Source organism: Allohoeflea poritis (genome assembly GCF_027889715.1).
In the GTDB taxonomy this organism is placed as follows: Bacteria; Pseudomonadota; Alphaproteobacteria; order Rhizobiales; family Rhizobiaceae; genus Hoeflea_A; species Hoeflea_A poritis.
The window spans coordinates 61392-85130 of record NZ_JAPJZH010000013.1 but is presented as its reverse complement, the minus strand read 5'-3'; the positions used below and the strand labels follow the sequence as shown (position 1 = coordinate 85130).

The following is a 23739-nucleotide window of genomic DNA, read 5'->3' as shown; positions in this document are numbered from 1 at the left end:
TTCCGCCCTAGCCGCCGAGCTTGAGATTGTTGATGGCAATCATCAGGTCGGGGGAGATTTCCCTCGGTGAGAATGGAGACAGCAAGGAGGCCGCATTCAGCGCGGTCGACGGATTGTTTATTTCCCAAAGGCTCGTAAAGCGCTGCATCAGCTCGCTGAGCTTGGCCGGATCCTTGAAATCCGCGAAGTCCAGATTGGCCTCGAAAAACGCCGCCTGCTTGTCGATGTCGGTATAGGCATACTCGTCCGGCAAGCTGAGAATGGTGCGCGCGACCGCTGACAGCGCCGTATCCGACAGGATCTCGTAGGCATTTTCGAGGGTGGGTGCCATGCGCTCGAAATAGAGCGCCAGGCGGACACCCTCATTGGCGTTGCCGGCGTCCTCCTCAAGTGTCAGGCGAACATATTTGTCGACCGTGCCCTGCTGCGCGACGGTGAAGACGGTCGCGGTGTCGCCATGTCGGGCGAAGTTGAACGCCTCGGCAAGATCACGGTACCGGGTATCGGTCAACTGGTTGGCGAATGCGTCGGTGTTGTCGATGCCTTCGGTCAGGACCTTGCGGATGAAGGCCTTGGCATAGGACATCTCCTCCAGCCCATGGGCCTTCAGCGCATAATTGTAGATGCGGCTGTCGGCCATGAATTCATCGACCGTATCGATCTTTCCGACATTGGCCAGGTAATATTCGGTCTCGCGCGCGACGATCGGCTGCTCGCTGGCCAGCTGTATGGAGCGGTCCAGATTGTTGGCGATGTTCAGATAGCTTGTGTAGGTGGTTACCATCGTGCTCTCGTCGTTTGCCTTCGGCGCGGGCCGCCAACACGCCCATCCTTGCTGAAGCCGAAACTACGGTCGCAGCCTTGTGCGAAGCTTTCGCAGGACGGGCCGCGCCGCATGAAAGGTCAAGCTTCACGCAAGCCAGAGCACGTACCTCTAGCGCGACGTTTTCAGCAAAAGAGTCGTGCCCGCCCATGAACATCATCATAGGACTTGTCGTCACCTTCGGATGCATACTCGGCGGCTACATGGCCATGGGCGGCTATCTCAGCGTCCTGATGCAGCCCTACGAGCTGCTGATCATCGGCGGCGCGGCTTTTGGCGGATTCCTGGTCGCCAACCCGATGAAGACCATCAAGGATTCCGGCAAGGCCCTTTGGGAGGCGTTCAAATTCGCGGTGCCCAAGGAGCGCGATTATCTCGACACGCTGGCCGTGCTCTACGGGCTGATGCGCGATCTCAGGTCGAAGTCGCGCAACGAGATCGAAGCGCATATCGACAATCCCGAGGAATCGAGCATCTTCCAGACAGCGCCGACCGTGCTCGCCAATCACGAATTGACGGCATTCATCTGCGACTACGTCCGGCTGATCATCATCGGCAATGCGCGCCCGCACGAGATCGAGTCGTTGATGGACGAGGAAATCAACACGATCGAGCATGACAAGCTGAAATCCTACCATGCCATCGTGACCGTGTCGGATGCCTGTCCGGCCATCGGCATCGTCGCCGCCGTTCTCGGCGTCATCAAGGCGATGGGCGCCATCGACCAGTCCCCGGAAATCCTCGGTGCGCTGATTGGCGCGGCCCTCGTCGGCACGTTCCTGGGCATTTTCCTGTCCTATTCCGTGCTCGGGCCGATCGCGGCACAGATCAAGATTGTTCGCGAAAAGCAGAACCGCCTCTATGTCATCGTCAAGCAGACACTGCTTGCCTATATGAACGGCTCGGTTCCACAGGTGGCGCTCGAGCACGGCCGCAAGACCATCTCCTCCTACGAACGCCCGTCGATCGATGCGGTCGAGCAGGAGATGATGAGCGCCGGAAGCGGCGGCGATGCGAAAGCGGCCTGATCCGATGAACGACGAGGCAACCACAGCAGCCGAACGCTTCGACGCCGCGCTCCTGCAGCGCATGACGGGGCAGTCCGGCGACCGGGACACACTGGAAATGCAGTGCCTCATGCTGGCCGAGATGACCGGCCTGTCGCTGGCGCTCAACGCCGGCAAGGCCATCGGAGAGCCGGTCGATGTCGAGTTCGACAGTTTCAAGGCCGGTCCGCGATCGGAGCTGATCGCGGAATTCGACGTCAATTCCGTCATCTGCCCGGTCTTTATCGACGGCTGGTGCGATGACATCACGCTGGCAGCCAACACCGTCTTCGTCATCGCCGTCATGGAATGCATGCTCGGCGGCGGCGTTCCGGAGGGCAAGAAGATCAAGCCGCGCGAACTGTCGGAGATCGAACTCGATGTCTCGACGATCCTCTTCGCCCAGTTCGCCGAAAGCCTGAAATCCGCAATTGCATTGCCGGTGCCCAAGGAAGCAACGGCCGGCCAAGCGACGCAGGAACAGCCGGAGCTCGAGGAGGGCAAGGAGAACACGCCGTGTGTGCTGCTCACATTTCAAGTTCGCCTCGGATCGGTCGAGGCGCCGTTCATGGTTGTGCTGCCCCAGCGCCCGCTGCTGAAATCGAAAATCGCCGAGCAGGAGGACGGAAAACCGCTGAAACCGGAACGGCCGAGCTGGGCCAGGCAACTGACGACCCAGGTCAGCCATTCCCATGTGCTGCTTGAGGCGCGCATATCGCTGAGCGCGTTGACGCTGGGTGAAGTGGCGCGTCTGCAGGAAGGCGATGTCCTGCCTTTTGATGACGAGGGCGGCGTGCGCACGCTGCTGTCGGCCGGCGGCAAGGAACTCTTCTGGTGCGAGTTCGGCAAGGCCGGCAACCGGTACACGGTCCGGGTGCAGGAGCCGCACCGCCACGAACACGAGCTGATGCGGGACATCGCCCCGGGGTAAGCGAACAAGCCGCGGCGTCCGGCGCCGCAAGGACAACGAGACGAAGGACACATGACTATGTCTGACAACAAGGCCATGAAGGACGAGGATACGCCGGCCGAAGAACCGGACGCTGAACTGGATCAGGCAATCGGCGATCTGCGCGGCGTTCTGGAAAAAGACGCCGCCGGCTCACTGGGCAACAGCAACGAAGAAGAAGATCCGTTTGGCGCGGGCGGACTGTCCATGGACGATTTCCCCGAAACGGCAACCGAGGAGACCGACCCTTTGTCCGAGACCGGTGATATCGGAGGCGATTTTTCCGCCGAGCCGTTTGCAACGGAACCCGCAGCGCCGGCCATGGGTCAAACGACAGGTGCGAGCGGCAATATCCCCAATGCCGACATCATCATGGAGATTCCCGTCGACGTTCAGATCGTTCTCGGCAAGACGCGCATGAAAGTGTCGAGCCTGATGAGCCTCGACGAGGGCGCAACCATATCGCTCGACCGCAAGATCGGCGAAACCGTCGATATCATGGTCAATGGCCGGATGATCGGGCATGGCGAGATCACGGTTCTTGAGGAAGATGAGACACGCTTCGGCGTGCGGCTGACGGAAATCCTCGGCAGCGGCAAATGATGGAGGAATACGAAGAACTCGCGGCCGGAAAATCCATCGGCCAGCCGCTTTCCAGACCGCAGAAGGCGGCTGCCATCCTGATCGCGATGGGCAAGCCGGTTGCCGGCAAGCTGCTGAAATTCTTCGCTCCTTCCGAGCTTCAGACCATCATCTCCAGCGCCCAATCGCTGCGCAGCATCCCGCCGAACGAGCTCGAGGAGGTGGTCAGCGAATTCGAGGACCTCTTCACCGAAGGCACCGGATTGATGGACAATGCCAAGGCGATGCAGGGCATCCTCCAGGAAGGTCTCGAACCGGAGGAACTGGAAGGCCTCCTCGGCGGCAAGGACGTGCCGCTCAGCGGCGATACCAGCATCTGGGACAGGCTGCAGGACACGGATCCGGGTTTCATCGGCCAGTTCCTCTCAAAGGAACATCCGCAGACCATCGCCTATGTCGTCTCAATGCTGCCGTCCTCCTTTGCCGCAAAGATCCTGCTGGAAGTTCCCGAAAAACAGCGGGCCGATATCGTTCACCGGGCGGTCAACATGAAATCGGTCAATCCGAAGATCTCGGAGATCATCGAGCAGCGCGTCACGCAAATGATCGACGACCTGCAGGGCGAGCAGAACACCGAAGCGACCACCCGCGTGGCCGATCTGATGAACGAGCTGGAAAAACCGGTTGTCGACGCACTGCTCGGCGACCTTGAATCAATCAGCTCGGAGGATGTGGCGAAGGTCAAGCCCAAGGTCTTCCTGTTCGACGATATCCTTACAATGCCGCAGCGCAGCCGTGTCACGCTGTTCAACGATATCGGCAGCGAGACAATGACCACCGCACTGCGCGGCGCCGGCGAAGAGGTCAAGGAAGCCGCCCTGTCCTCCATCGGCGCGCGGCAGCGGCGCATGATCGAGGCGGACCTGTCCGAGGAAATGCAGAATATCACGACACGCGATATCGCCGTCGCAAGGCGCGCGATCACGCAGGAAGCGATCCGCCTTGCGTCCATGGGACAGATCAAGCTCGTTGACGACGAACAGGACGATCAGGCGGCCTGACGGCACCGCGTGTCGCGAAACTGGAGAAATCCGGGCTAGAGTAATTCTGAGTTAGCTTGGAGCATTTGATGGCCGAAGAACAGGACCAGGAAAGCAAAACAGAGGAACCGACGGAAAAGAAGATCCGTGACGCCATCGAAAAGGGCAATATCCCTTTCTCGCGTGAAGTGCCGGTCTTCGCATCCTCCTGTGCAATCCTGGTCTTCTGTATCTTCTTCATGCCGTCGGGCGCATCCTATGTCTCCGTCTCGCTGGCCGATATTTTCGCCAACTCCTCCGTGCACTCGATCAGCAGCGGCGAAGATGTCGTTTCGCTGTTCAATCACCTCTTCTGGGAGACCAGCCACCTGCTGCTGCCGGCTTTTGCGCTGATGATGATCTTCGGCATCGCCGCATCCGTCATGCAGAACATCCCGCGGCCGGCGGTTGACCGCATCAAGCCGCAATTGTCGCGCCTTTCCATCAGCAAGGGCTTTCAGCGCCTTTTCGGCGCCCAGGGACTGGTGGACTTTGCCAAGTCCATCACGAAGATCCTGGTCATCTCTTCGATTATCGGCGTCGCGATGCTGACCGACTATTATGCGGTTCTGAGCGGCATGTTCTCCGACCCGGCGACCGTTCCGCAAACGATCGCGCGGCTGGCGCGCAAGGTGTTCGTCATCGTTTTGATCGCCACGGCGCTCCTGGCCATTGTCGACCTGCTGTGGACACGGTTCCACTGGCGCAACAAGCTGCGGATGACGCGCCAGGAGCTGAAGGACGAAATCAAGCAATCGGATGGTGATCCGATCGTCAAGGCGCGGCAGCGTTCACTTGCCCGCGACCGGGCGCGCAAACGCATGATATCCGATGTCCCGAGAGCCACGCTGGTGATCGCCAACCCGACGCACTATGCGGTCGCGTTGCGCTATGTGCGCGAAGAAAACGACGCGCCGATGGTGGTCGCCAAAGGGCAGGATCTTGTCGCTCTGAAAATCAGAGAAGTTGCTGAAAACAATGACATTCCGGTATTTGAGGACCCACCGCTCGCGCGCTCCATTTTTGCACAAGCTTCGGTTGGTAGTGTCATCCCGCCAGCCTTTTACAAGGCGGTCGCAGAACTGATCCATGTGGTTTACTCGAAATCACCCGCAAAAATGAACTAGCCGTCCATGAAGATTTGCCCGTACACCAAAGAGCGCGAAGAGATCGTCGCTCACGCCATCCGGTCGGTTGCCAGCGAGTTGCGTCTCATCGATGCCGCGGACCTTATCGCTCTCTTGCGACTGGGGTGCCATAGCGATCTGTCCGATCTGGTTTCCTCGGCGGCCGAGTTGTTCTTCCAGCCCGGCACCGTGAATTTCGGTGTGGGAGGAGACTACAACCTCGATTGGGGAACGACGCCGCAGGTCACCCTCGACCTGGAGCTGAAGCCGGACGGCATAACGGTGTTCGCGCGGCTCACTTTGCTGGAGAGCCACGGACAAGTCGAAATCAACCATATCTCTTTCGACGATCCGTCGCCGAACCCGGATGAGAACACGGCCTTGCTGGCAGCCAATCTGAAAGCCAGCGCATTCAACGATTTCAACCTGCCCTGCCCGCAATAGGACAGAGCAGGCTTTTCTAACCGATCAGGCCAAGCCTTATGGCTTTGGCTATTGCCTGAATACGGTTGACTGCATCGAGTTTTGTTGCAGCAAAGCCGAGATAGGCATTGACCGTGTGTACCGATAGAGCAAGCTCTTCGGCAATCGCTTCACTCTTGTGACCGTCGGCCGCAAGCTGCAGACATTGCAGTTCACGGTCGTTGAGGTTCTGGTGCGGAGAAATCCGCTGGACATCCAGGGTCAGCAGCTCCCGCATTATGCGGTAGATATCGCGATGGAACTCCACCACGCGGTCTCCCGCGAGATCAAGGTCCGAACCGAAGAACAGTGCAAAGCCATTGCCCATGATGCCCAGTTTCACCGGAAAGCCGATACCGGCGACCGGTGCTCCGCTCACGGATAACTCTGCAATGAAAGGACCGGTGGCAGCATCGCTGTCTTCGCCAGGCCAGGCAAAAGGAAGCAGCGACCATTCCATATGCGCCTCGATGGAAGCGCCAATGGTCGACATTGCCTTTCGCATCTGCCGGTCGACCGAACTCAATACGACCGTTATGCGTTGCGCGTTGCTCGCTGCAAATCGATTGACCCGACACACAACATAACCATCTGCGCCGAGGATCATCCTCAGCTCCTGCGCCGCGTCCTCCAACTCGGTAGTCCCTTCCGGGTCCCTGTCGGGTTTCTGAGGCCAAGCCTGACAATCCTCGAGATTGTCGTTGACCGATTTTCTAAGTGCCGTCTCCAACGTCTCGCCCCCGTTTTTGACGAACTGATTAATGAGCTAAATTACGAAACAAAGTATGCGTTTCGAAATGCGAATGCGGATGTTGCAAACCCGCGTCTTCAAATGAGATTGTTCCTTACGGCATGTGCGATGGCCTCCGATCTTGTTTTGGTTGACGTCTTCTTCATGATGCTGGTGATGTAGTTGTTCACCGTGTTGCGTGAGATTCCGATAATCAGTGAGATTTCGTCGCTGGTCTTGCCTTCGGCAATCCAGGACAGACATTCGAGTTCCCGGTCGGTCAGATCCTGAAGAACCTCCACGCCGAAAATATCCTTCTGGAAACTCGCCAGGTGATAGGCGCAGACCTGGGCAACATCATGCAGCCTGTTCTGAGAAAAGATCATGCCATCCACGAAACAAAGCATCAGAACCATGCGCGCCGGACCGACGTCGAACGGAACGACGCAGAGCTGACGGCTCAGATGCGGCGGCATCGCAATTGCCTGTGGACAATCCAGAAAAGACGGCAGCATGGCCGACGTACAACGCTCGATTTCGGTGATCTTGAACTGTGCCCTGGCCAGAATCGATCCCAGCGTGCGCACCAGGTCGAACGGCCAGTTCGCGGAAACCGCAAATTCAAGGCTGCCTTCCGAATAAACGTCCCAGCGCGCCAGAAGATAGTTGGCCGCACCGGCATAGTCGGCAATCAACTTCAGGCCGTCGGCGATATCACCGCTTTGTCCGGCCAGTTTCACGTCTTCCAGCAACCGTGCCCTGCTCATTCGCATGCTCCCGCGTGCACAAGGGCCGGCAAGACCGTTCGTAGTTTCGTTGATTTTTCAACGCGCGGAATTGCACAAATCCGTACACTATTGCCGCGGCCGATTCCCCTTCGCAAAAATTCAGTCCCCGTACGCTTCCCGTCGCCCCCGAGTAGGATGTCCGGCCAAGTAAACTCAAATCGGGCCTGACATTCCAAGGAGAGGTTATCACTCTCCCTGCGTAATTCGTATGGTCACTTCTAGCACTTTACACACTGCAGAAAGTATGACCGCAGTGATTCGTATTAATCAACTGCAGGCACAACCTCGCAGCCATTGCCATCCCTTGTCAATGGACAAAACCTCAGGCTGCATCTTCAAGCGCCCATTTCCGCAGGATCTTGGCGGCGCGTTCTTCATTGATCTCGACCATCCGCGCCAGGCGTTTTTCGGGTCCTTCCTTCACGCGGCGACTGATATCCTCGGTGGGCGGAGCAGCGCCCGGCATGGGCGCGCCTGGCATCGGCGCCGCCGCCGCGGCAGCGGCTGCTGCCGGATCAGCGTCAAGGGCAAACGGACCGGCTTCAGGCGCGGCCTCCTCAGCGGGATCGAAACCGAAATCGGCACCGAAACCATCCATACTGGCGTTGGTTGGACTGAAATCAGGCAGGTCCGCGGTTTCCGCCTCTTCCTGCCTTACCCCGGATGTCAACGCATTGGCCAGCGGACGGAAACCGAACCACACGACAAGGATCGCGACCAGAACGAAGGCACCGGCATTGATCATGCTGCCAAGATGCCGCCCTACCGTTTGACCGATGCCTTCGCTCTGGGCGGCTTCGCTCAGCAATTCCGTTTCCAGGAATTTTACAACCGTCAGTTTGATCTGGTCGCCGCGCTCGAGATCCAGGCCGGCCGCCGACGCCACGATCTGCTGCAGCTCGGCAAGGTGGTTGTCGACATCGTCCTTGCCGGCTCCGTCTCCGAGCATTGCCATGATGCGGCCCTCGTTGATCACGACTGCGATCGAGAGCCTCTCGATACTATAGCTGTTGCGGACCGTTGCGATGGTGCGGGAATTGATCTCGTAGTTCGTCTGCTCTTCCTTGCGCTCGTTGGATTCGGACGATTGCGGACCCGCCGAACCCTGCACCTGTTCGGTCGGCAGATTCTGCTCGACCGTCGCCGGCGCATTGGTCTCGGAGCTGTTGGAAGCCTTGTTTTCCCGTGTCACCCTGACAGATCGCTCCACCCGGGAATCGGGATCGAAAACGGTTTCCTGAATCTGCTGCGTATCGGTATTGATGTTGGCGCGGACGCTGGCGCGGAAATTGTCAATGCCGAGGAACGGCGCCAGCGCCTTGTCGATGTTGCTGACAATTTCCGACTCCACGGTCTGAACAATGTTCAGCGAACGGTTCATCGTGCTGTTGGAAAAGTCGTCTCCCGAGGCCAGCAGCTGGCCGGTCGAATCGAGCACCGTGACATCGTCGACGCTGAGGCCGGGGACGGATGAGGCGACAAGATGACGGATCGACTGCGCGGCCCGGCGCCCGTCATTGCCGATCGCCCGGACCATGACCGATGCGGACGGTTTTTGTTCGCCGCGGCGAAAACTGCCCCTGTCCGGCATGACGATATGCACCCGCGCCGCCGATATTCCGTTGATTGAACGGATGGTGCGGGCGATTTCCCCTTCCAGCGCGCGCACCCGCGTCACTTCCTGCATGAAGGATGTCAGGCCGAGGGAGCCGACATTGTCGAACAGCTCATATCCGGATGTCGAACTGTTGGGCAGCCCGCGTTCGGCGAGCACCATGCGCGCGCGCCCGGTCAGGCCGGCCGGGACGTTGACGGTCCCGCCATCCGAACTGACTTCGAACGGGATGCCCATTTCACCCAGGGCAATTGCGATCTGGTTCGAATCGCTGCCCTCCAGGCCGACATAGAGGGTCTCATAGGCCGGCCGGTTCAGGAACAACGCCGCCACCGCGATAACGGCAACGGCAAGAATACCGGTCCCGGCAAGCGCAAGGAGCCTGTTCGTGCCGAGCGCGGAAAGCGTACCCGGTAAGCTGGAAAGTTGGTTCAACAGATTCATTCTGTCTCCACATCGCACCCCCGCCGCCGCCAAAAGCAGCGCCGGCCGGACCCGTGAAGGCCGGACGATCAAACGCTACAAATCGAAGCTTGCGCGAGGGTGATGTGAAGGACGTAGCCGTTGAAAATCAACGCGGTTTGCCGGTATCGACCGCAGCGTCCGAAGCCGCCGGGATTGCGGCGTCAAAACATCTCCGTGTCACCGGCGTCGTGTCGAGAGCCGCCATCCTTTACCGGATAGGGGCGCAGACGCTGCTGCATTTCGGACAATTTCAGGACGTTGAGCGCCGTTGTCGTGTCGATCAGCAGGTCCTGCGGCGTGTCCCCGGCAAGTTTGGCGAGGAAGTCGCTGAGACCCTTGGTCTTCTGTATCGCCAGATCCATCCCCTGAATCACCGGGAGATCTTCTGGATTGACGTGCTTGCCATCGCCATGAACCCTGCACAGGACGACTTCGGCCGCCTCGATCAACTGCGCCACTTCCGCCAGTTCAAGCTGTAGTTTGAGAAGCAGCGTCGTCAGCGATTCCGCTGCCTGATCAGATGCCTCGACGTCTTTTTTTGCCAGATTTTGGCCTGTCCCCGCCATTACGCAATACTCCGCTGGGTCGCCCGTCAAGTTACAGACACTACACACATCCCGTTTCGATCCGCTTAACAGGCGGTCAGAAAAATTCCACTTCGTCGGCAACAGCCGGCTTGGGTGCAACGGGCTGTTCGCGGGCAACCGTCTTGAGCGTCTCATTGCCACTCAGGACATTCTGCCGGGCCCGTCCGCTGACCGGCCAGAACTCCACCTTGCGGCCGAGTTCGCCGCCCAGGCTGGAACCGATCACGCTGATCCCCTCATCGCCGAGAAACTTCTCCGCAAAGACGCCGTTCTTTCGCCCGACATCCGACAGGCGCGACATGGTCTGGGCGCCGCCGAACAGCTTGGCTTCAAGGCGGTCCTTGCGCGCGCCTTTCTGCAACAGCGCGTTGATCAGCAATTCCATCAGGTGAACGCCATAGCGCGTCGCCTCGCCAGACCCGCCATTTGCCGAACCGGGCAGCAGAAAGTGGTTCATGCCACCGACGCCGGCCACGGGATCGCGCAGACAGGCGGCGACACAAGAGCCCAGTATCGTCGTCAGGACCACGTCCGGCTGATCGGAGACGAGAAAATTACCCTGTATTACATGCAGTCGCTTACGCGGAACATCGACATTCATCACAGTGCTCCGAACACAGCCTCGATCGCGGCTTTCATCTTGTCGATCGTAAACGGTTTCGCCAACACGTTGTTGGCACCGAGGGACGCCGCCTTCTGAACCAATGCGCGATCGCCCTGCGCCGTCAGGATGATGAACGCAGCCCGTTTCGTCGCGGCGTTTGCGCGTATCGCCTGCAACAGGCCGAGTCCGTCCATCTTGGGCATGTTGAAATCGGAGATGACCAGATGGTGCGGATCCTTCTGCATAATCTCGTAAGCCTGTTGTCCGTCGCCGGCAACGGTCACCTGCGTAAATCCGAGTTGTTGCAGAGCGTCACCCAGCAGCAACCTGCTGGTGACCTGATCGTCGACAATGAGTGCCTTTATTTTCTGGGCCATAGACATCACGCTGTCCCCCCTTTGCGGGATAGAGTTGATCTGAGTACCTCTTCGCCGATTTTGCGAAGCGGTAACTGGTTCTCGACGGCACCTATTTCAAAGGCCGAGCGCGGCATTCCATAAACCACGCAGCTGGCCTCATTCTGCCCGATTGTGATTGCGCCCCCCTTGCGCATCTCGAGCAGCCCGGCGGCACCGTCACGCCCCATGCCGGTCAAAATCACCCCCACAGCCCGTTTGCCGCAACGCGCGGCAACCGATTTGAAAAGAACATCGACGGATGGCCTGTGGCCATTCACCGTCTCACCCTCGCGCAGCCGACAGCGCAACGATGTTCCGCCCACGACCTCCAGATGCCGCTCGCCGCCCGGCGCCACGTAAACCTTGCCCGGCAGGATCGGCGCCCCGTCGGTCGCCTCGGCAACGTCCGGCTGACACAGCCGGTCGAGCCGTGCCGCGAAGCTGCTGGTGAAAGCCTCCGGCATGTGTTGCGTGATCAAGGTGGGCGGGCAATTCTTGGGATAGTTGGAAAGCAGCGTTATCAATGCCTCCACACCGCCCGTCGATGCGCCGATCGCCACGAGATTCACGCCCGGGCGGTAATCCTCGATCACCGGTGTTCCATTGAGCTTCGGCGTTGAAGACGCGGCGGATGCAATGCGCGCCTTGGATTTGCCGGCCTGCTTGACCTTTTCAACCAGCCCGGCGAAAGGCTGCGGATCCCCGGCGGTCGGCTTGCCGATGCAGTCGAACGCGCCGAGTTCCAGTGCGGCCAGCGACGCCTCGGCACCCTTGCTCGTCAGGGTCGAGACCATGATTACCGGCATCGGCCTCAGCCGCATGATCTTTTCCAGGAACTCCAGCCCGTTCATGTTCGGCATCTCGACATCAAGCGTGATGACATCGGGATTGAGCTGCTTGATGGCGGTACGCGCCTGCGCGGCGTCACCGGCTGTGCCGACAACCTCGATGGCGGCGTCCGAGGCGAGCACCGAACTGATCATGCTGCGCATGGTGGGTGAGTCGTCGACGACGAGAACCTGTACCTTGCCGTTGTCCACTACACGCCTCCCGTCCGTTTCTGGTAGGTAGTGATCCCCGAATTGCGAAAATGATCCTTGGCCTCACCCGACACGCGTTCGGAATGGCCGATATAGAGCCAGCCTCCTTCGGCCAGCATGTCGCGGTACCGCGCCCAGATCCGAGCCTGCGTGGGCTCGTCAAAATAGATCACGACGTTTCTGCAGAAGAGCACGTCGAAGGGCCCCTTGAAGGGCCAGTCACGCATGAGATTGAGTTCACGGAAAGTGATCAGCCGCTTGACCGCGTCGTCGACGCGCCATTGACCGGCCGTGTCGTGGGGCTTGAACCACTGACGGCGCAATTCCGGCGAAACCGTTTCGATTGCCGCATCGTCATAGACGCCTTCCCTGGCATGGGCGATCACCATCGGGTCGATGTCCGTGGCCAGGATCTTCACATCGTAGCGTTCGGCATCGGGCATTGCCGAAAGGACCGTCAGCGCAATCGTGTAGGGTTCCTGTCCCTGGGAGCATCCGGCCGACCAGATGCGCACGCGGCCGCCAGCCTTGGCGCGGGCCGCAAGATCGGGAAAAACCTCGTTGCGAAGATGCTCGAAATGATGTTCCTCGCGGAAAAACCGCGTAAAGTTGGTCGTCAGCAGGGACAGCATCTGCCGCCGCTCATCTTGTCCCTCAGGACCGGAAACGAGTTTGCAGTAGCTTGCAAAGCTGTCGATGCCTATGCGCCGGATACGCTTGGCGAGCCGGGAATACACAAGCGATGCCTTGCTCTCGTTCAAATAGATCCCCGCGTCGTCATAGATCATCGACGCGATGTCCTTCAGATCGCGGGCAGTCATGCGAAACTCGCCATCCACAAGCACGTCGCCACCCGGCGCCTGATTCTTGCTCGAGTCCGTGGTTCCGCCGGTTAACGACGGCTTGCTCATGGCGGGTAATGCACTCATGCAGCTTCACTCTCACCTTCCGGGAAAATCGATTCCAGCTCGATCAGGCAGATCATCCGCCCCTCGATCGCCAGCACGCCTTTGGCGAATGAACGGTCGAGTTCGGAGGAAACTTCCGGGGTCGGCTGAATGTTGTCGTCGGTGACCGTCAGAATGTCGGACACCGCGTCGACGAGCAGGCCGACCACTTTCTGGTGCACCTGGGCGACGATGATGACATGGCGGGCGGAAGGATCCGATTCATTCATGCCGAGCCGGCTTGAAAGATCAACGATCGGCAATACCGCGCCGCGCAGGTTGATAACACCCAGGACATAGCCCGGCGAATGCGGCAAAGCCGTTGCCGGCGTCCAGCCGCGGATTTCCCGCACGGACATGATATCGACGCAAAATTCCTGCTCGCCGATCCTGAATGCGATCAGTTCGCGAGCGCCCTCGGCAAGGTTCTTTGAAGTCTGATGCATGGTCTTACCCCACAGCTGCAAGTGACATTTCGGATTTAAGCGCGCCGCTCCGCGACGCCGAGACAACCGCCTCGACATCGACAATCAGCGCTACCTGGCCATCGCCAAGTATGGTGGCCGCGGCAATGCCGGGCACATTCGCGTAGTTGGCCTCGAGGCTCTTGATCACGACCTGACGCTGCCCCTGAATGGCATCCACCAGAAGAGCGCTCTGACCGCCGTCCTCCGAGTCGACCAGCAGGGCGACACCTGCCAGCGGATCGGTCGGCATGTTGCTGAAATTCAGGATCTGGCCGACATCGATGAGCGGCTTGAAACTGTCGCGGATCGAAATCAGCTGACCGCTGGCGCCGAAGCCATGAATATGTTCGGTTTCAGGCTTCAACGTCTCGATGATCGAGGTGAGCGGCACGACCAGTGTCTGCTCACCGACGGAAACCACCATGCCGTCGAGCACGGCCAGCGTCAGCGGCAGGCTCATCGTGAACACCGATCCCTTGCCTGGTGTCGAGGTAATGCCGACACGCCCGCCAAGCGCCTGGATGGAGCGTTTGACGACATCCATGCCGACGCCGCGCCCCGAAATATCCGACAGCTGTTCGGCCGTGGAAAAACCGGGATGGAAGATCATGTTGTCGATCTCTTCATCGCTGAGCGTGGCTTCTGCGGAAATCAGGCCGCGATCGATGGCCTTCTGGCGCACCTTCTCGCGGTTGATGCCGGCGCCGTCATCGGCGATCTCGAGAACGATGCGCCCCGAGCGGTGCTTGGCCGAAAGCTTGACGATGCCCTCGGCCGGTTTGCCCGCGGCTTCACGGTCCTGCGGCGACTCGAGGCCATGATCGACGGCGTTGCGGATCATGTGCGTCAACGGCTCGGAAAGCTTGTCAATGACGGTCTTGTCGACCTCCGTTGCCTCGCCTTCGGTGACCAAGCGCACATTCTTGCCGACCATTTCCGCCGCTTCGCGCACGGTGCGCGACATGCGCTGGAAGATCGGCTTGACCGGCTGGGCGCGGATTGCCATCACGCTGTCCTGGATCTCCCGGGTCAGCTGCTGAAGGTCCTCCAGCCCCATGGTCACGGCCGATGAACCGGACGTGGCCGATTCGGTTACGCTTTGCGCCAGCATGGCCTGGTTGATCACCAGTTCGCCCACGAGGTTGATCAGGCGGTCGATGCGACCGAGTTCGACGCGAATGGTCGAACCCGCGCCGGATGCGGACGCCGTCGCCTGAGCCTTCGGCGCGGCGGCGCTTTCGGCGGCCTGCTGCCTGTTCGCGCCGGCTGCCTGCTGCAGGTCTATGACGTTCGGCAATTCGAGCTTCTCGACAGGTTCGGCCTGTTCCTCTTCCTTGGAGGCAGACACATCCTCCTGCTCCGTATCAGGCTGGCTTTCATCCGTCTCCGGTTCGACGTCCGGCTGCGGCGCTGCGTCTTCGGCGGTTTCGGCCTCTTCGCCTGCCGCGGCAATTGTCAGCTCGCAATCCCATTCGGCGAATTCGAATACCGAGCGAACGGCATCCTCATCCTCGGATGTGGTCAGCGTCGCATCCCAGGTCAGATAGGCGCCTTCAGGATCCAATTCATCGATCGCCGGCAGTTCCGACCAGTCGCAGGCGACGTCCAGCGTGCCGAGCTGGTCGAGTTCCCGCAGAAGCAGTAAAGTCTCGTTGCCCTTCAGATACAGATCCGGTTTCGGTTTGAACACAATCCGGAAAATATTGGCGGACGGCGCCTGATCGGTACCGAAATCGTCGAAGGAAAACGGAACCGGTTCGAAGTCGTCGCCCTTCTCCTCCAGATCGTCGAACTGGACCGGGATCGGCTTGAAGTCATCTTCGCCCTCGGCCTGGGCTTCCGGTGCCGGTTCGTCGGCAGGCGCCGATTCAGCTTCCGCCGCCGGCTCGTCGGCAACCGCGTCGTCGGACGCTGGAATCTCGCCATTGGCCAGCGCTTCCAGATCCGCGACAAGCGCCTGGCAACGCGCCGGATCGACGCTGCCGCCATCGCGGGCCGCATTGGTCAGATCGGCCAGGACATCCGCGGATTTCAGCAGAACCTTGACCACGTCGCGGGTCGCTTCCAGCTGCTTGGATCGAACGCAATCGAGGGTCGTTTCGAAGACATGGGCAAAGCTGACCAGATCGTCGAGCGCAAATGCGCCGGCGCCACCCTTGATCGAATGCACCGCCCGGAACACCGCGTTTACGGTTTCGGGATCGTCATCGCCATCGTTGAGCGCCAGCAGACCGGTTTCCAGTTCCGCGAGCCCCTCCTCGCATTCCTGGAAGAAAATCTCTTTGATTTCGTTCATATCCATCGCGATATCTCCGTCAGGCCGTGACGCGTTGAATTGCGTTGATGAGTTTTTCGGGATCGAAGGGTTTTATGATCCAGCCGGTGGCACCGGCTTCGCGCGCCCGGTTTTTCTTTTCTGCATCGCTTTCGGTCGTCAGGACCAGAATCGGGATCGCGCGATGCCGCTCGCTCTTGCGGACATTCTCGATGAAACCGAACCCGTCCATGCGCGGCATATTGATATCAGTGATGATGACGTCCGGCATCGAGCCGTCCAGCACCTCAAGCCCATGGACACCGTCTTCAGCTTGGAGGGTCTCGAATCCGGCGCCGCTGAGCGTCATCAGCAGCATGTTGCGGATGGTGCGTGAGTCATCGACTGTCAAGACGATCGTTTTGTTCATTGTGTTTGCTCCTTCACATGCAGGCTGTCCGGTCCCACCCCGAGCAGCGCAAGGGCCGAAAGGAAATTGTCGGATGCATTCCCGATTTCAAACGGCACGCCATCGTCGGCCCAGCTCTTGCTGGCGCTCAGCAGCAACTGGACGCTCTGTCCCCCAATGCGCTCAACCTCGGACGCATCGATGACGAGGGCGCTGCCGCGCGCCGACAGAAGGCTCTTGTGCAATGGCGTTACAGCCGTGAGGTCGAGATTCTCGGCCAGTTTCAACTGTCCTGTCCCTGTCTGGCTTTCGTCGCTCATTTTGGTCCCATCCCGTTGACATTCATTTGCGTTAAGCGCCCCTCGCTCAAAACTCAGTCCAGTCGTCGTCCGATTCCGTTAACGTCGCTGCTCCGCCGCCCGATTCGAATGCGCTGGCCAGTTTTTTGCCAAGGCTTCTGGCAGGCGAATCCACCGGCGCGCTGTTCTCATGCGCCGGCGCGGGAGCGGGCGCCGGAGCCGAAACGGGGGCCGGAGCGGCAGCAGGGGCAGGCGCCCTGACCTGCACAGGTTGCTTGCGCACGGCAACGGCTGCGCCGGTGTTGAACGCCGAAACAAGGCTCCTGAGCTTGCCGCTTTCGGCCGTCAGGTTCTGACAGGCGGCATTGGTCTGCTCGACCATCGCCGCGTTCTGCTGAGTCACCTGGTCCATCTGGTTGATGGCGGTGTTGATCTCCTGCAGGCCCGCGGTCTGTTCCCGCGACGAGGTGACGATCGAGGCGACACGGTCGTTTATTTTCAGGACATGCTGTTCAATATCTTCAAGCGCCTCACCGGTCTGGCTGACAAGCGAGACGCCATCGCCGACTTCCTCGACCGAATTGTTGATGAGGTCCTTGATCTCCTTGGCGGCGTTGGCCGAACGCTGGGCCAGTTCGCGCACTTCCTGAGCGACGACGGCAAAACCCTTGCCGGCTTCACCCGCACGCGCCGCCTCGACACCGGCGTTGAGCGCCAGGAGGTTGGTCTGAAACGCGATGTCGTCGATGACGCCGATGATCTGGCTTATCTGCCCGGACGACTGCTCGATGCGCTGCATCGCCGTTATGGCGTCCTTGACGATCTTGCCGGATTTGCGGGCGCCGTTATTGGCGTCCTCGACCATCTGGCCGGCCTCTTCGGCGGCAGAAGCGGAATTCCTGACAGTGGTCGTTATCTCGTCCAGCGCCGCCGCGGTTTCCTCAAGCGCGGCCGCCTGCTGTTCCGTGCGACGCGACAGGTCATCGGCCGCCTGCGAAATCTCGGTCGAGCCGGTCTGTACGATATCGGTCGATCCGGTGATTTCGGACAGCGTTCTGTTCAAAGTGCCAACCGTGCGATTGAAGGCTTTGCGCAGTTCCTCGTATTCGGCAATGAAAGGCTCGCGCAATTCGAACGAAAGGTCGCCCTCGGCCATGTGGTTGAGCCCGTTCGCCACGCTGTCGATGACCGTGCGGCGCTGCTGGTCTTCATCCTCGCGCCGGGCCGCGCTGTCGGATTCGGCCTGCTCACGGTTGCGCCGTTCAAGATCGGCGGCATCGCGTGCGTCCTGACCGTCGATGATCGCCTGGCGGAACACCTCGACGGACCGGGCCATCTGACCGATTTCATCCGACCGGTTCGTGTATGGAGCCTCCTGGTCATAGGTGCCGGAGGCAAGAACGCCCATGTATTCGGTCATCTTGCCGATCGGCCGTACAACCAGCCGGCGGATGGCGAAAATACCGCCCAGCAACAGCAGCAGTGCGATCAACGCAGCAGCGAGCGCTGCGGACTGGTAGAGCGTCACCGTCTGGTTCGCCCGAACCTGCTGCTCTGCCAAGGCCGTATCCGCCTCGCCGATAACGGCTTGCAGGTTCTCGCGGTGTTGGTGGAACACCTGACGCAACTCGGAAAGGGCGGGCAGAAGAAGAAGGCTGTCGCCGGCTTCCATGGCCGGGATCACGCTCTGGTTGACGACCTGCCAGAAACGCTCCCCGTCGTTCATCACGCTGGCTTCGATGCCTTCCTTCAAAGTGCCTTTGATGCTGGAATCGCGCCAGTGTTGGGCACGTTCGTGGTAAAGCGCTTCGAGCCCGTGCAGCCGCTCGACATTCTCCTCAAGCAGGCTTCGCGTGCTGGCCGCCTCGAGGGTCATCATATAGGCCTCGGCAAGGAAAAGCGGCGGCGGCAGGATGTCTGCGCGCAGGTCATTGAGATCGATGATGCGATTGTATTCGGCTGAACCGATTTCGACCTTGCTGATCGTCAGCGAATTGATGCCGACCGCGGCCAGAAAACCGAGCGATACGATCGAACCGAATACCAGCAAACCCCTTGCAATCGAAATACTCATTCCGTCTCCCCGCGGATACTCGTTGCCGGCACGAAGCAACCTTCTTTCGCCCGCACATTGTTCTTCTTCAGCCAGTCCATGATCACGCACTCCGCCTGATCGGCGCCGGCATATCCGCCAACGCATGCGCATCGAAATCCGGGGCGGCATCGGAATGCCGGTCCAGGTTCTGCGCTGGCTGTGTCACCGGCTGACCCGCCTGCCCGCCGAGACGGAACCGGCGAACGATCTCGCCAAGCTGAACGATCGCCGACTGCACATCCTCGACGGATTTGTGTGCGCGGTCCGATTCTGCGGCGACGCCGGCTGCCTGCGCGCCCGCAGCCGCCAGATCGGCCTGAAGCTTTTCCAGTTCATCGGAATTGCCGCCCGACCCTTCAACGGTCTGCGCGATGGCGGTATCGATCTCTTCAAAGCGGCCGACCACATCGTCGATTGCGGTGCCCGCCTTGCCGACGGCCTCGACGCCGGCGTCGATGCGCGTCTTGGTGTCGCTGACCAGCGTCTCGATTTCCTTTGCGGCTTCCGTCGAGCGTTGCGCCAGCGCCCTGACTTCCTGCGCAACGACGGCAAAGCCCCGTCCGGCCTCTCCGGCGCGCGCCGCTTCGATGCCTGCGTTGAGCGCAAGGAGATTTGTCTGAAACGCGATGTCGTCGATTGCCGCGGTAATCTGGCCGATCCGGTCGGCGAGACCTTCGATGCCGTTCATCGCCTCAACGGCCCTGCCCATGACCTTGCCGCTGTTTTCCGCGCTGTCACGGGCACTGACGATGACCGTCTCGACACCGGCGAAGGCGTCGCGGCCGCCATTGGCGCTGCCCAATGCCGCAAGGGCAGAGGACACATCGCCGATCCGGCTTGCGGCGGACGCTGCGCCGCCGGCAAGCTCACCGATCGTCGCAACCGAGGTCTCGGCTTTCTCGTTTCCGGCGAGCAGGTTTTTGACGATCGCCGCGAAGGTCGACTGGATGCGATCCAGCGCGACGTTGAACGTCGCCGCCAGTTCCCGGTGATCCGCCGGCACCGATCCCGTGATACGGTTCTGGAGATCCCCCATCATCAGACCGCGAACGGCACTTCCCAATTCGTCATTGACCGCCTGGCGCTCCTGCGAGGCGGTTTCCTGGAATGCAGCGTCGGCGGATGCCTGTTGCTCTTCACGATGTCCCGACCACAACAGGCCGGTGGTATCGGCAAAAACAGTAAATGCGGCGGCGATCTCATCGACCGCCTCATCGAGAGTTTCCCGGGCCGAACGGGCGAACATGCCCTTTGGCCAATGCTGGCTCAGAACCTGCCGGACCAGTTGCTCGAAATGGACGGTTTGCGCTGCCAGGGCCCATTGCGGGTCTATATCGTCGCGCGCCAACGCACTGCCTTGCGAACGCGCTCTATCCTCGTAGGCCGAGCGGTCGGCGGCCTGCCCCAACTCACCGGCCGCCTCAAGCAGTCTGACCACGGATGCCATGGCGGTGCGCATTTTATCGAATTCAGCCGGTTGCACGCCGGAAGGTGCCCGCAGCGACTGCAGGCGCGATTGGGCGGCATCGGCGGCGGCTTCGATCTCACCGCCAATCCTCCGCGCTGCGCCGGCGCCGGCATCGCCCAGAGTCAGGAAATCGCGCTTGCCGCGCGTGCCCGCCCCCTGGTCGTTGTCTGTCTGTGTTGACGTCTGCCTGCGCACACGGATTCCCCGACAACCCGACACCATCGACCGTGCAGGACGACGGGCCACTTCCTTCCGGAAGGTTTCGGCGCGGTTGCCCGTCGCGCTGCAAACCCTGGCACAAGCCAACCCAACTCCCGCTGGCGCTTACGGGGTTACGGTTCCAGTCAAAACAATCTGAAGTGAAAATACCGGGTTACGACCGGTTCAACGGAGCAGCTTCATGCTCATGGACCGAACGCCGTTGCGCTGACCCATTCCGCCTCACTCAAACGCTATGGCGAATTCGTTTCACTAAGGTTAACAAAACCTTCAAAAATGTAGTACGAATTAGTCGACAGGCGTCTGATTTTTATTAGATAAATAGAGTCCACGACACTTATAAATACTTATAGTTGTTTTCATGCATTAATATTACTTGAGTAAGACGACCTCCAGACCGCAAGCTTCGTGCAAGCTTTCTCTGCAAGGCTGAGCCCGTAATCTGGAGCAGGACCTCTTGTGTTCCAGTCATGATGACTGAGTGGAGATGTGCTGAATGTTTGCTATCGGCCTGGTCGCCTTGTCTATCGTCGTTGTAATGACACTTGCAATTTCATTATTGGATATTTTGGATACACACCGGAAAACAAACGCTTATCCGCGCATCTAGAGCGAAATCGTTCCAGGTCGCAGTAACCGATTGAGTTGTACACCGGCACCATTGCCGAAAGGAACGCAGACGGTTCAGATCCGGTCGCGAAGATCCGCCCCCGGCTGAGCCTGCCAATCGCCGTCGTTGATCATCGACGCGATCTCATCCAGCAGCAGGTCGAGAACCGCATCGGCCGCGCGCGTATTCGGCCGCTGCGAGGGAATTCCCAGTACAAGCTGCCGCCACAGGCCGCCCGATCCTACGGAGCGGGCCTCCATCAATCCCTGTTCGAGTTCCGATTTCAGCGAAGCCGGGGGCAGGAATGAGTGGCCTATGCCAGACATGACCATCGACTTGATAGCCCAGTATGAATCCACTTCATGCGGCACGTTGATGGTGTGCCCCGCCTTCTTGGCCGTACTTTCGACGAGGTGTCTCAGCGCGTAAGGGCGTCCCGGCAGAACGAGAGGCAAGGTCTCGATGACGTCGAAACCCGGTTGCTGACCGACGCCGTCCAGGGAACCGGGCGGACTGATGAGGACGACCTCCTCGTGAAGCAGTTCCTTCGTGCGTATGTGCAGATCGCTTGACGGCCCGTAAAGGAAAGCGAAGTCAACATCGCCACGCTGGATCCATGTCAGAATGTCGACGGAATAACCTTCGCGGATGCGCAGGCTGACCTGCGGCAGTTCCCTTGATATCCGCTGGACCAGCCGGGCCGCGAAGACGGCCGATATGGTCGGCATCAGCGCGAGCGCGACATTGCCGCTGATTTCAGCGTGCAGCGACTGCACATCCTGCATGGTCTGTTCCAGCTGGCGTATGACACCCGAAACGCGGCGCAACAGCTCGGTGCCGGCTTCGGTCAGTTCCATACCGCGCACATGCCGGTCGAAAAGCGGCACGCCGACCTCGTGTTCGAGAAGCTTGATCTGGCGCGAGAGGGCCGGCTGCGCAATTCGCATGCGGTCCGAGGCCCGGCTCAAGGAACCCGACTCAGCGACGCAAATGAAAGTCTTCAACTGGCGGAAATCCAACGCCCTATCCTTTGCGGCTTGCCGATATGCTATCGGAACCATAACCGATTTCGAACACGGCCGGCCGCCACTATGGAGCGGCCCGGGCGCGGAGGCAAATCGAAGCGCTGTGTTGGTGCGCGGCTGCACCAACTGTACGGGGATCGGCCGGTGATCATTGCCGACGGCAAGGTTGAGCCGATCTAACGGGTCGCCGCCATGGCGGTAATTGCGCCGTCGTCGAAAAGAATGCGCAGTTGCGCCAGAACGACGTCACGGAAGTCTTCGTTGCCTGAAAGGTCACCGAACACCGATTGAAGATCAAGGATGGCATTGCCGAATGCCAACACGTCCGGCAGCGTCCTTCCGGCAATGCCCGACAGCTCCCGGGCCATCGGATCATCGATCTCGTAACGGTCGCCATTGCCATTGCTGCCACTCAGATGGCGGATCCAGGCCGCAACAGCCAGCGCCAGGCGCTGACAGGGCTGACGTTGTGCGATGCGGTCGCGGATCGTGCCGAGCAGCCGCTGCGGGATCTTCTGCGAGCCGTCCATGGCAATCTGCATGGTCCGGTGTTTGAGCGCCGTGTTTGCAAATCGCTCGAGGAGCGCACGCCCGTAGGCATCGAGATCGACATGCGGCACGCTGAGCGTCGGAATGATCTCGTCGCGCATCATGGCTTCCAGATATGCGGTCAGGACCGGATCGGCCACCGCTTCGGCGACCGTCTCGTAGCCCGCCTCGACACCAAGATAGGCGAGCGCCGAGTGGCTGGCGTTGAGCAGCCTGAGTTTCATCGCCTCGAAGGGCGCGACATCGCCGGTCATGATCACGCCGGCCAGTTCAAGCGCCGGCCGGCCGGCCGCGAAGCTGTCCTCCACCACCCACTGGCTGAACGGTTCGGTGACGACGGGCCACGCGTCGTGATAGCCCGTCATTGCCGCAAGCGCCTCGCGATCCGCGTCGGTGGTCGCCGGCACAATCCGGTCGACCATCGATGAGGGAAAAGCGACATGATCCGCGATCCAGCGGGCAAGCGACGGATCGCGTTCCTGCGCGAACTGCGTGACCACGCGGGCAAGTGTCGCGCCATTGTCCGGCAGGTTGTCGCAGCTCAAAAGCGTTATCGCGGGCAGGCCGCGGCGGCGCCTTTCCGCGAGCGCCGCTGCAAGAAGCCCCGGAACGGATACGGCGCCATCCGTCTCGCCGAGGTCAGCTTTTATTTCGGGATGCTCGAAATCAAGATCGCCGCTCGCGGGATTGCGACAGTAGGCCTTTTCGGTGACCGTCAGCGTGACAATCCGCGTCACCGGAGACGCGATCGCTTCGATGACCGGCCGATTGCCGGGCGGCGCGTGCAACACATCAACGATCGCGCCAATGATGCGTGCTTGCGTTTCCGCGCCGTGGCGGACCGCGAGCGTGTAGAGAAAATCCTGCGGCGCAAGCGCCTCGCGCATGTCGCCGCGCCGAAGGCTGGCTCCGATAATCGCCCAGTCCGGCTCCTCACCCAGGCGCTCGTCAATATAGGCCGCCTGGTGCGCGCGATGGAAAGCGCCAATGCCGAGGTGCACGATACCGGGCGCTACCGCGCGGCGATCATAAGCGGGCCGCCTTGCGGTGCCCTCATAATCGTTCAGGATGTCCGGGCCAAGCCTGCGCATTGGATGCTCCT

General features: G+C 60.3%; 23 protein-coding genes. 6 read left to right on the top strand and 17 right to left on the bottom strand.

The genetic code is table 11. From position 1 onward, the window contains the following. Nucleotides 1–7: 7 nt before the first annotated feature. The gene (locus OOZ53_RS19265) at nt 8–784 is read right to left on the bottom strand and encodes a DUF1217 domain-containing protein (RefSeq protein ID WP_271091342.1); all 777 of its coding nucleotides are present in this window, start codon (nt 782–784) and stop codon (nt 8–10) included. 188 nt (nt 785–972) lie between these two features. Between OOZ53_RS19265 and motA the strand changes: the two genes are divergently transcribed. The 6 genes from motA to OOZ53_RS19235 all read left to right on the top strand — a co-directional run bounded on the left by motA (nt 973) and on the right by OOZ53_RS19235 (nt 6050). Then, nucleotides 973–1851, top strand: coding sequence for a flagellar motor stator protein MotA (gene motA, locus OOZ53_RS19260; protein WP_271091341.1), 879 nt, complete (start codon nt 973–975; stop codon nt 1849–1851). Further along, complete coding sequence (locus OOZ53_RS19255; protein WP_271091340.1) at nt 1835–2800, top strand: FliM/FliN family flagellar motor switch protein; 966 nt, start codon at nt 1835–1837, stop codon at nt 2798–2800. The genes motA and OOZ53_RS19255 overlap by 17 nt, the downstream gene beginning before the upstream one ends. A 51-nt stretch (nt 2801–2851) precedes the next feature. Beyond that, nucleotides 2852–3421: a flagellar motor switch protein FliN gene (gene fliN, locus OOZ53_RS19250; protein ID WP_425499189.1), complete on the top strand. Its 570-nt coding sequence runs from the start codon at nt 2852–2854 to the stop codon at nt 3419–3421. Continuing rightward, a complete protein-coding gene (locus OOZ53_RS19245) occupies nt 3421–4461 on the top strand; it encodes a flagellar motor switch protein FliG (RefSeq protein ID WP_271091406.1) in 1041 nt (346 codons plus the stop codon). The genes fliN and OOZ53_RS19245 overlap by 1 nt, the downstream gene beginning before the upstream one ends. Nucleotides 4462–4529: 68 nt before the next feature. Beyond that, entirely contained in the window at nt 4530–5606 is a 1077-nt protein-coding gene (gene flhB / locus OOZ53_RS19240) for a flagellar biosynthesis protein FlhB (RefSeq protein ID WP_271091338.1), read from the top strand. Nucleotides 5607–5612: 6 nt separating this feature from the next. Then, complete coding sequence (locus OOZ53_RS19235; protein ID WP_271091337.1) at nt 5613–6050, top strand: hypothetical protein; 438 nt, start codon at nt 5613–5615, stop codon at nt 6048–6050. A gap of 16 nt (nt 6051–6066) precedes the next feature. On the opposite strand, the gene OOZ53_RS19230 is transcribed toward OOZ53_RS19235, so the two are convergent. The 16 genes from OOZ53_RS19230 to OOZ53_RS19155 form a co-directional block, all read right to left on the bottom strand. Further along, nucleotides 6067–6702, bottom strand: a complete 636-nt coding sequence (locus tag OOZ53_RS19230; RefSeq protein ID WP_271091336.1) for a helix-turn-helix transcriptional regulator — start codon at nt 6700–6702, stop codon at nt 6067–6069. A gap of 194 nt (nt 6703–6896) precedes the next feature. After that, nucleotides 6897–7619, bottom strand: coding sequence for a transcriptional regulator VisN (visN, locus tag OOZ53_RS19225; RefSeq protein WP_425499193.1), 723 nt, complete (start codon nt 7617–7619; stop codon nt 6897–6899). Nucleotides 7620–7908: 289 nt separating this feature from the next. Further along, on the bottom strand, nt 7909–9645 hold the full coding sequence (fliF, locus tag OOZ53_RS19220; protein ID WP_271091334.1) for a flagellar basal-body MS-ring/collar protein FliF: 1737 nt from the start codon (nt 9643–9645) through the stop codon (nt 7909–7911). Nucleotides 9646–9827: 182 nt separating this feature from the next. Further along, a complete protein-coding gene (locus OOZ53_RS19215) occupies nt 9828–10232 on the bottom strand; it encodes a hypothetical protein (RefSeq protein WP_271091333.1) in 405 nt (134 codons plus the stop codon). Between the two features lie 76 nt (nt 10233–10308). Further along, nucleotides 10309–10854 (bottom strand): chemotaxis protein CheD, encoded by a 546-nt coding sequence (locus tag OOZ53_RS19210; RefSeq protein ID WP_271091332.1) that lies wholly within the window; start codon nt 10852–10854, stop codon nt 10309–10311. Next, nucleotides 10854–11240, bottom strand: coding sequence for a response regulator (locus OOZ53_RS19205; RefSeq protein ID WP_271091330.1), 387 nt, complete (start codon nt 11238–11240; stop codon nt 10854–10856). Before OOZ53_RS19205 ends, OOZ53_RS19210 begins: the two co-directional genes overlap by 1 nt. After that, nucleotides 11240–12295: a protein-glutamate methylesterase/protein-glutamine glutaminase gene (locus OOZ53_RS19200; protein ID WP_271091329.1), complete on the bottom strand. Its 1056-nt coding sequence runs from the start codon at nt 12293–12295 to the stop codon at nt 11240–11242. Before OOZ53_RS19200 ends, OOZ53_RS19205 begins: the two co-directional genes overlap by 1 nt. After that, nucleotides 12295–13206 (bottom strand): CheR family methyltransferase, encoded by a 912-nt coding sequence (locus OOZ53_RS19195; protein ID WP_425499192.1) that lies wholly within the window; start codon nt 13204–13206, stop codon nt 12295–12297. Before OOZ53_RS19195 ends, OOZ53_RS19200 begins: the two co-directional genes overlap by 1 nt. A 14-nt stretch (nt 13207–13220) precedes the next feature. Beyond that, nucleotides 13221–13688: a chemotaxis protein CheW gene (locus tag OOZ53_RS19190; RefSeq protein WP_271091327.1), complete on the bottom strand. Its 468-nt coding sequence runs from the start codon at nt 13686–13688 to the stop codon at nt 13221–13223. Nucleotides 13689–13692: 4 nt separating this feature from the next. After that, entirely contained in the window at nt 13693–16011 is a 2319-nt protein-coding gene (locus tag OOZ53_RS19185) for a chemotaxis protein CheA (RefSeq protein WP_271091326.1), read from the bottom strand. 13 nt (nt 16012–16024) lie between these two features. After that, on the bottom strand, nt 16025–16393 hold the full coding sequence (locus OOZ53_RS19180) for a response regulator (protein WP_271091325.1): 369 nt from the start codon (nt 16391–16393) through the stop codon (nt 16025–16027). Then, nucleotides 16390–16692, bottom strand: coding sequence for an STAS domain-containing protein (locus OOZ53_RS19175; protein WP_271091324.1), 303 nt, complete (start codon nt 16690–16692; stop codon nt 16390–16392). Before OOZ53_RS19175 ends, OOZ53_RS19180 begins: the two co-directional genes overlap by 4 nt. A 46-nt stretch (nt 16693–16738) precedes the next feature. Further along, nucleotides 16739–18745 (bottom strand): methyl-accepting chemotaxis protein, encoded by a 2007-nt coding sequence (locus OOZ53_RS19170; RefSeq protein ID WP_271091323.1) that lies wholly within the window; start codon nt 18743–18745, stop codon nt 16739–16741. A gap of 82 nt (nt 18746–18827) precedes the next feature. Further along, nucleotides 18828–20429 (bottom strand): methyl-accepting chemotaxis protein, encoded by a 1602-nt coding sequence (locus OOZ53_RS19165; protein ID WP_271091322.1) that lies wholly within the window; start codon nt 20427–20429, stop codon nt 18828–18830. 708 nt (nt 20430–21137) lie between these two features. Then, nucleotides 21138–22124: a LysR family transcriptional regulator gene (locus OOZ53_RS19160; protein WP_271091321.1), complete on the bottom strand. Its 987-nt coding sequence runs from the start codon at nt 22122–22124 to the stop codon at nt 21138–21140. 140 nt (nt 22125–22264) lie between these two features. After that, a complete protein-coding gene (locus tag OOZ53_RS19155) occupies nt 22265–23728 on the bottom strand; it encodes a mannitol dehydrogenase family protein (RefSeq protein ID WP_271091320.1) in 1464 nt (487 codons plus the stop codon). Nucleotides 23729–23739: the final 11 nt, after the last annotated feature.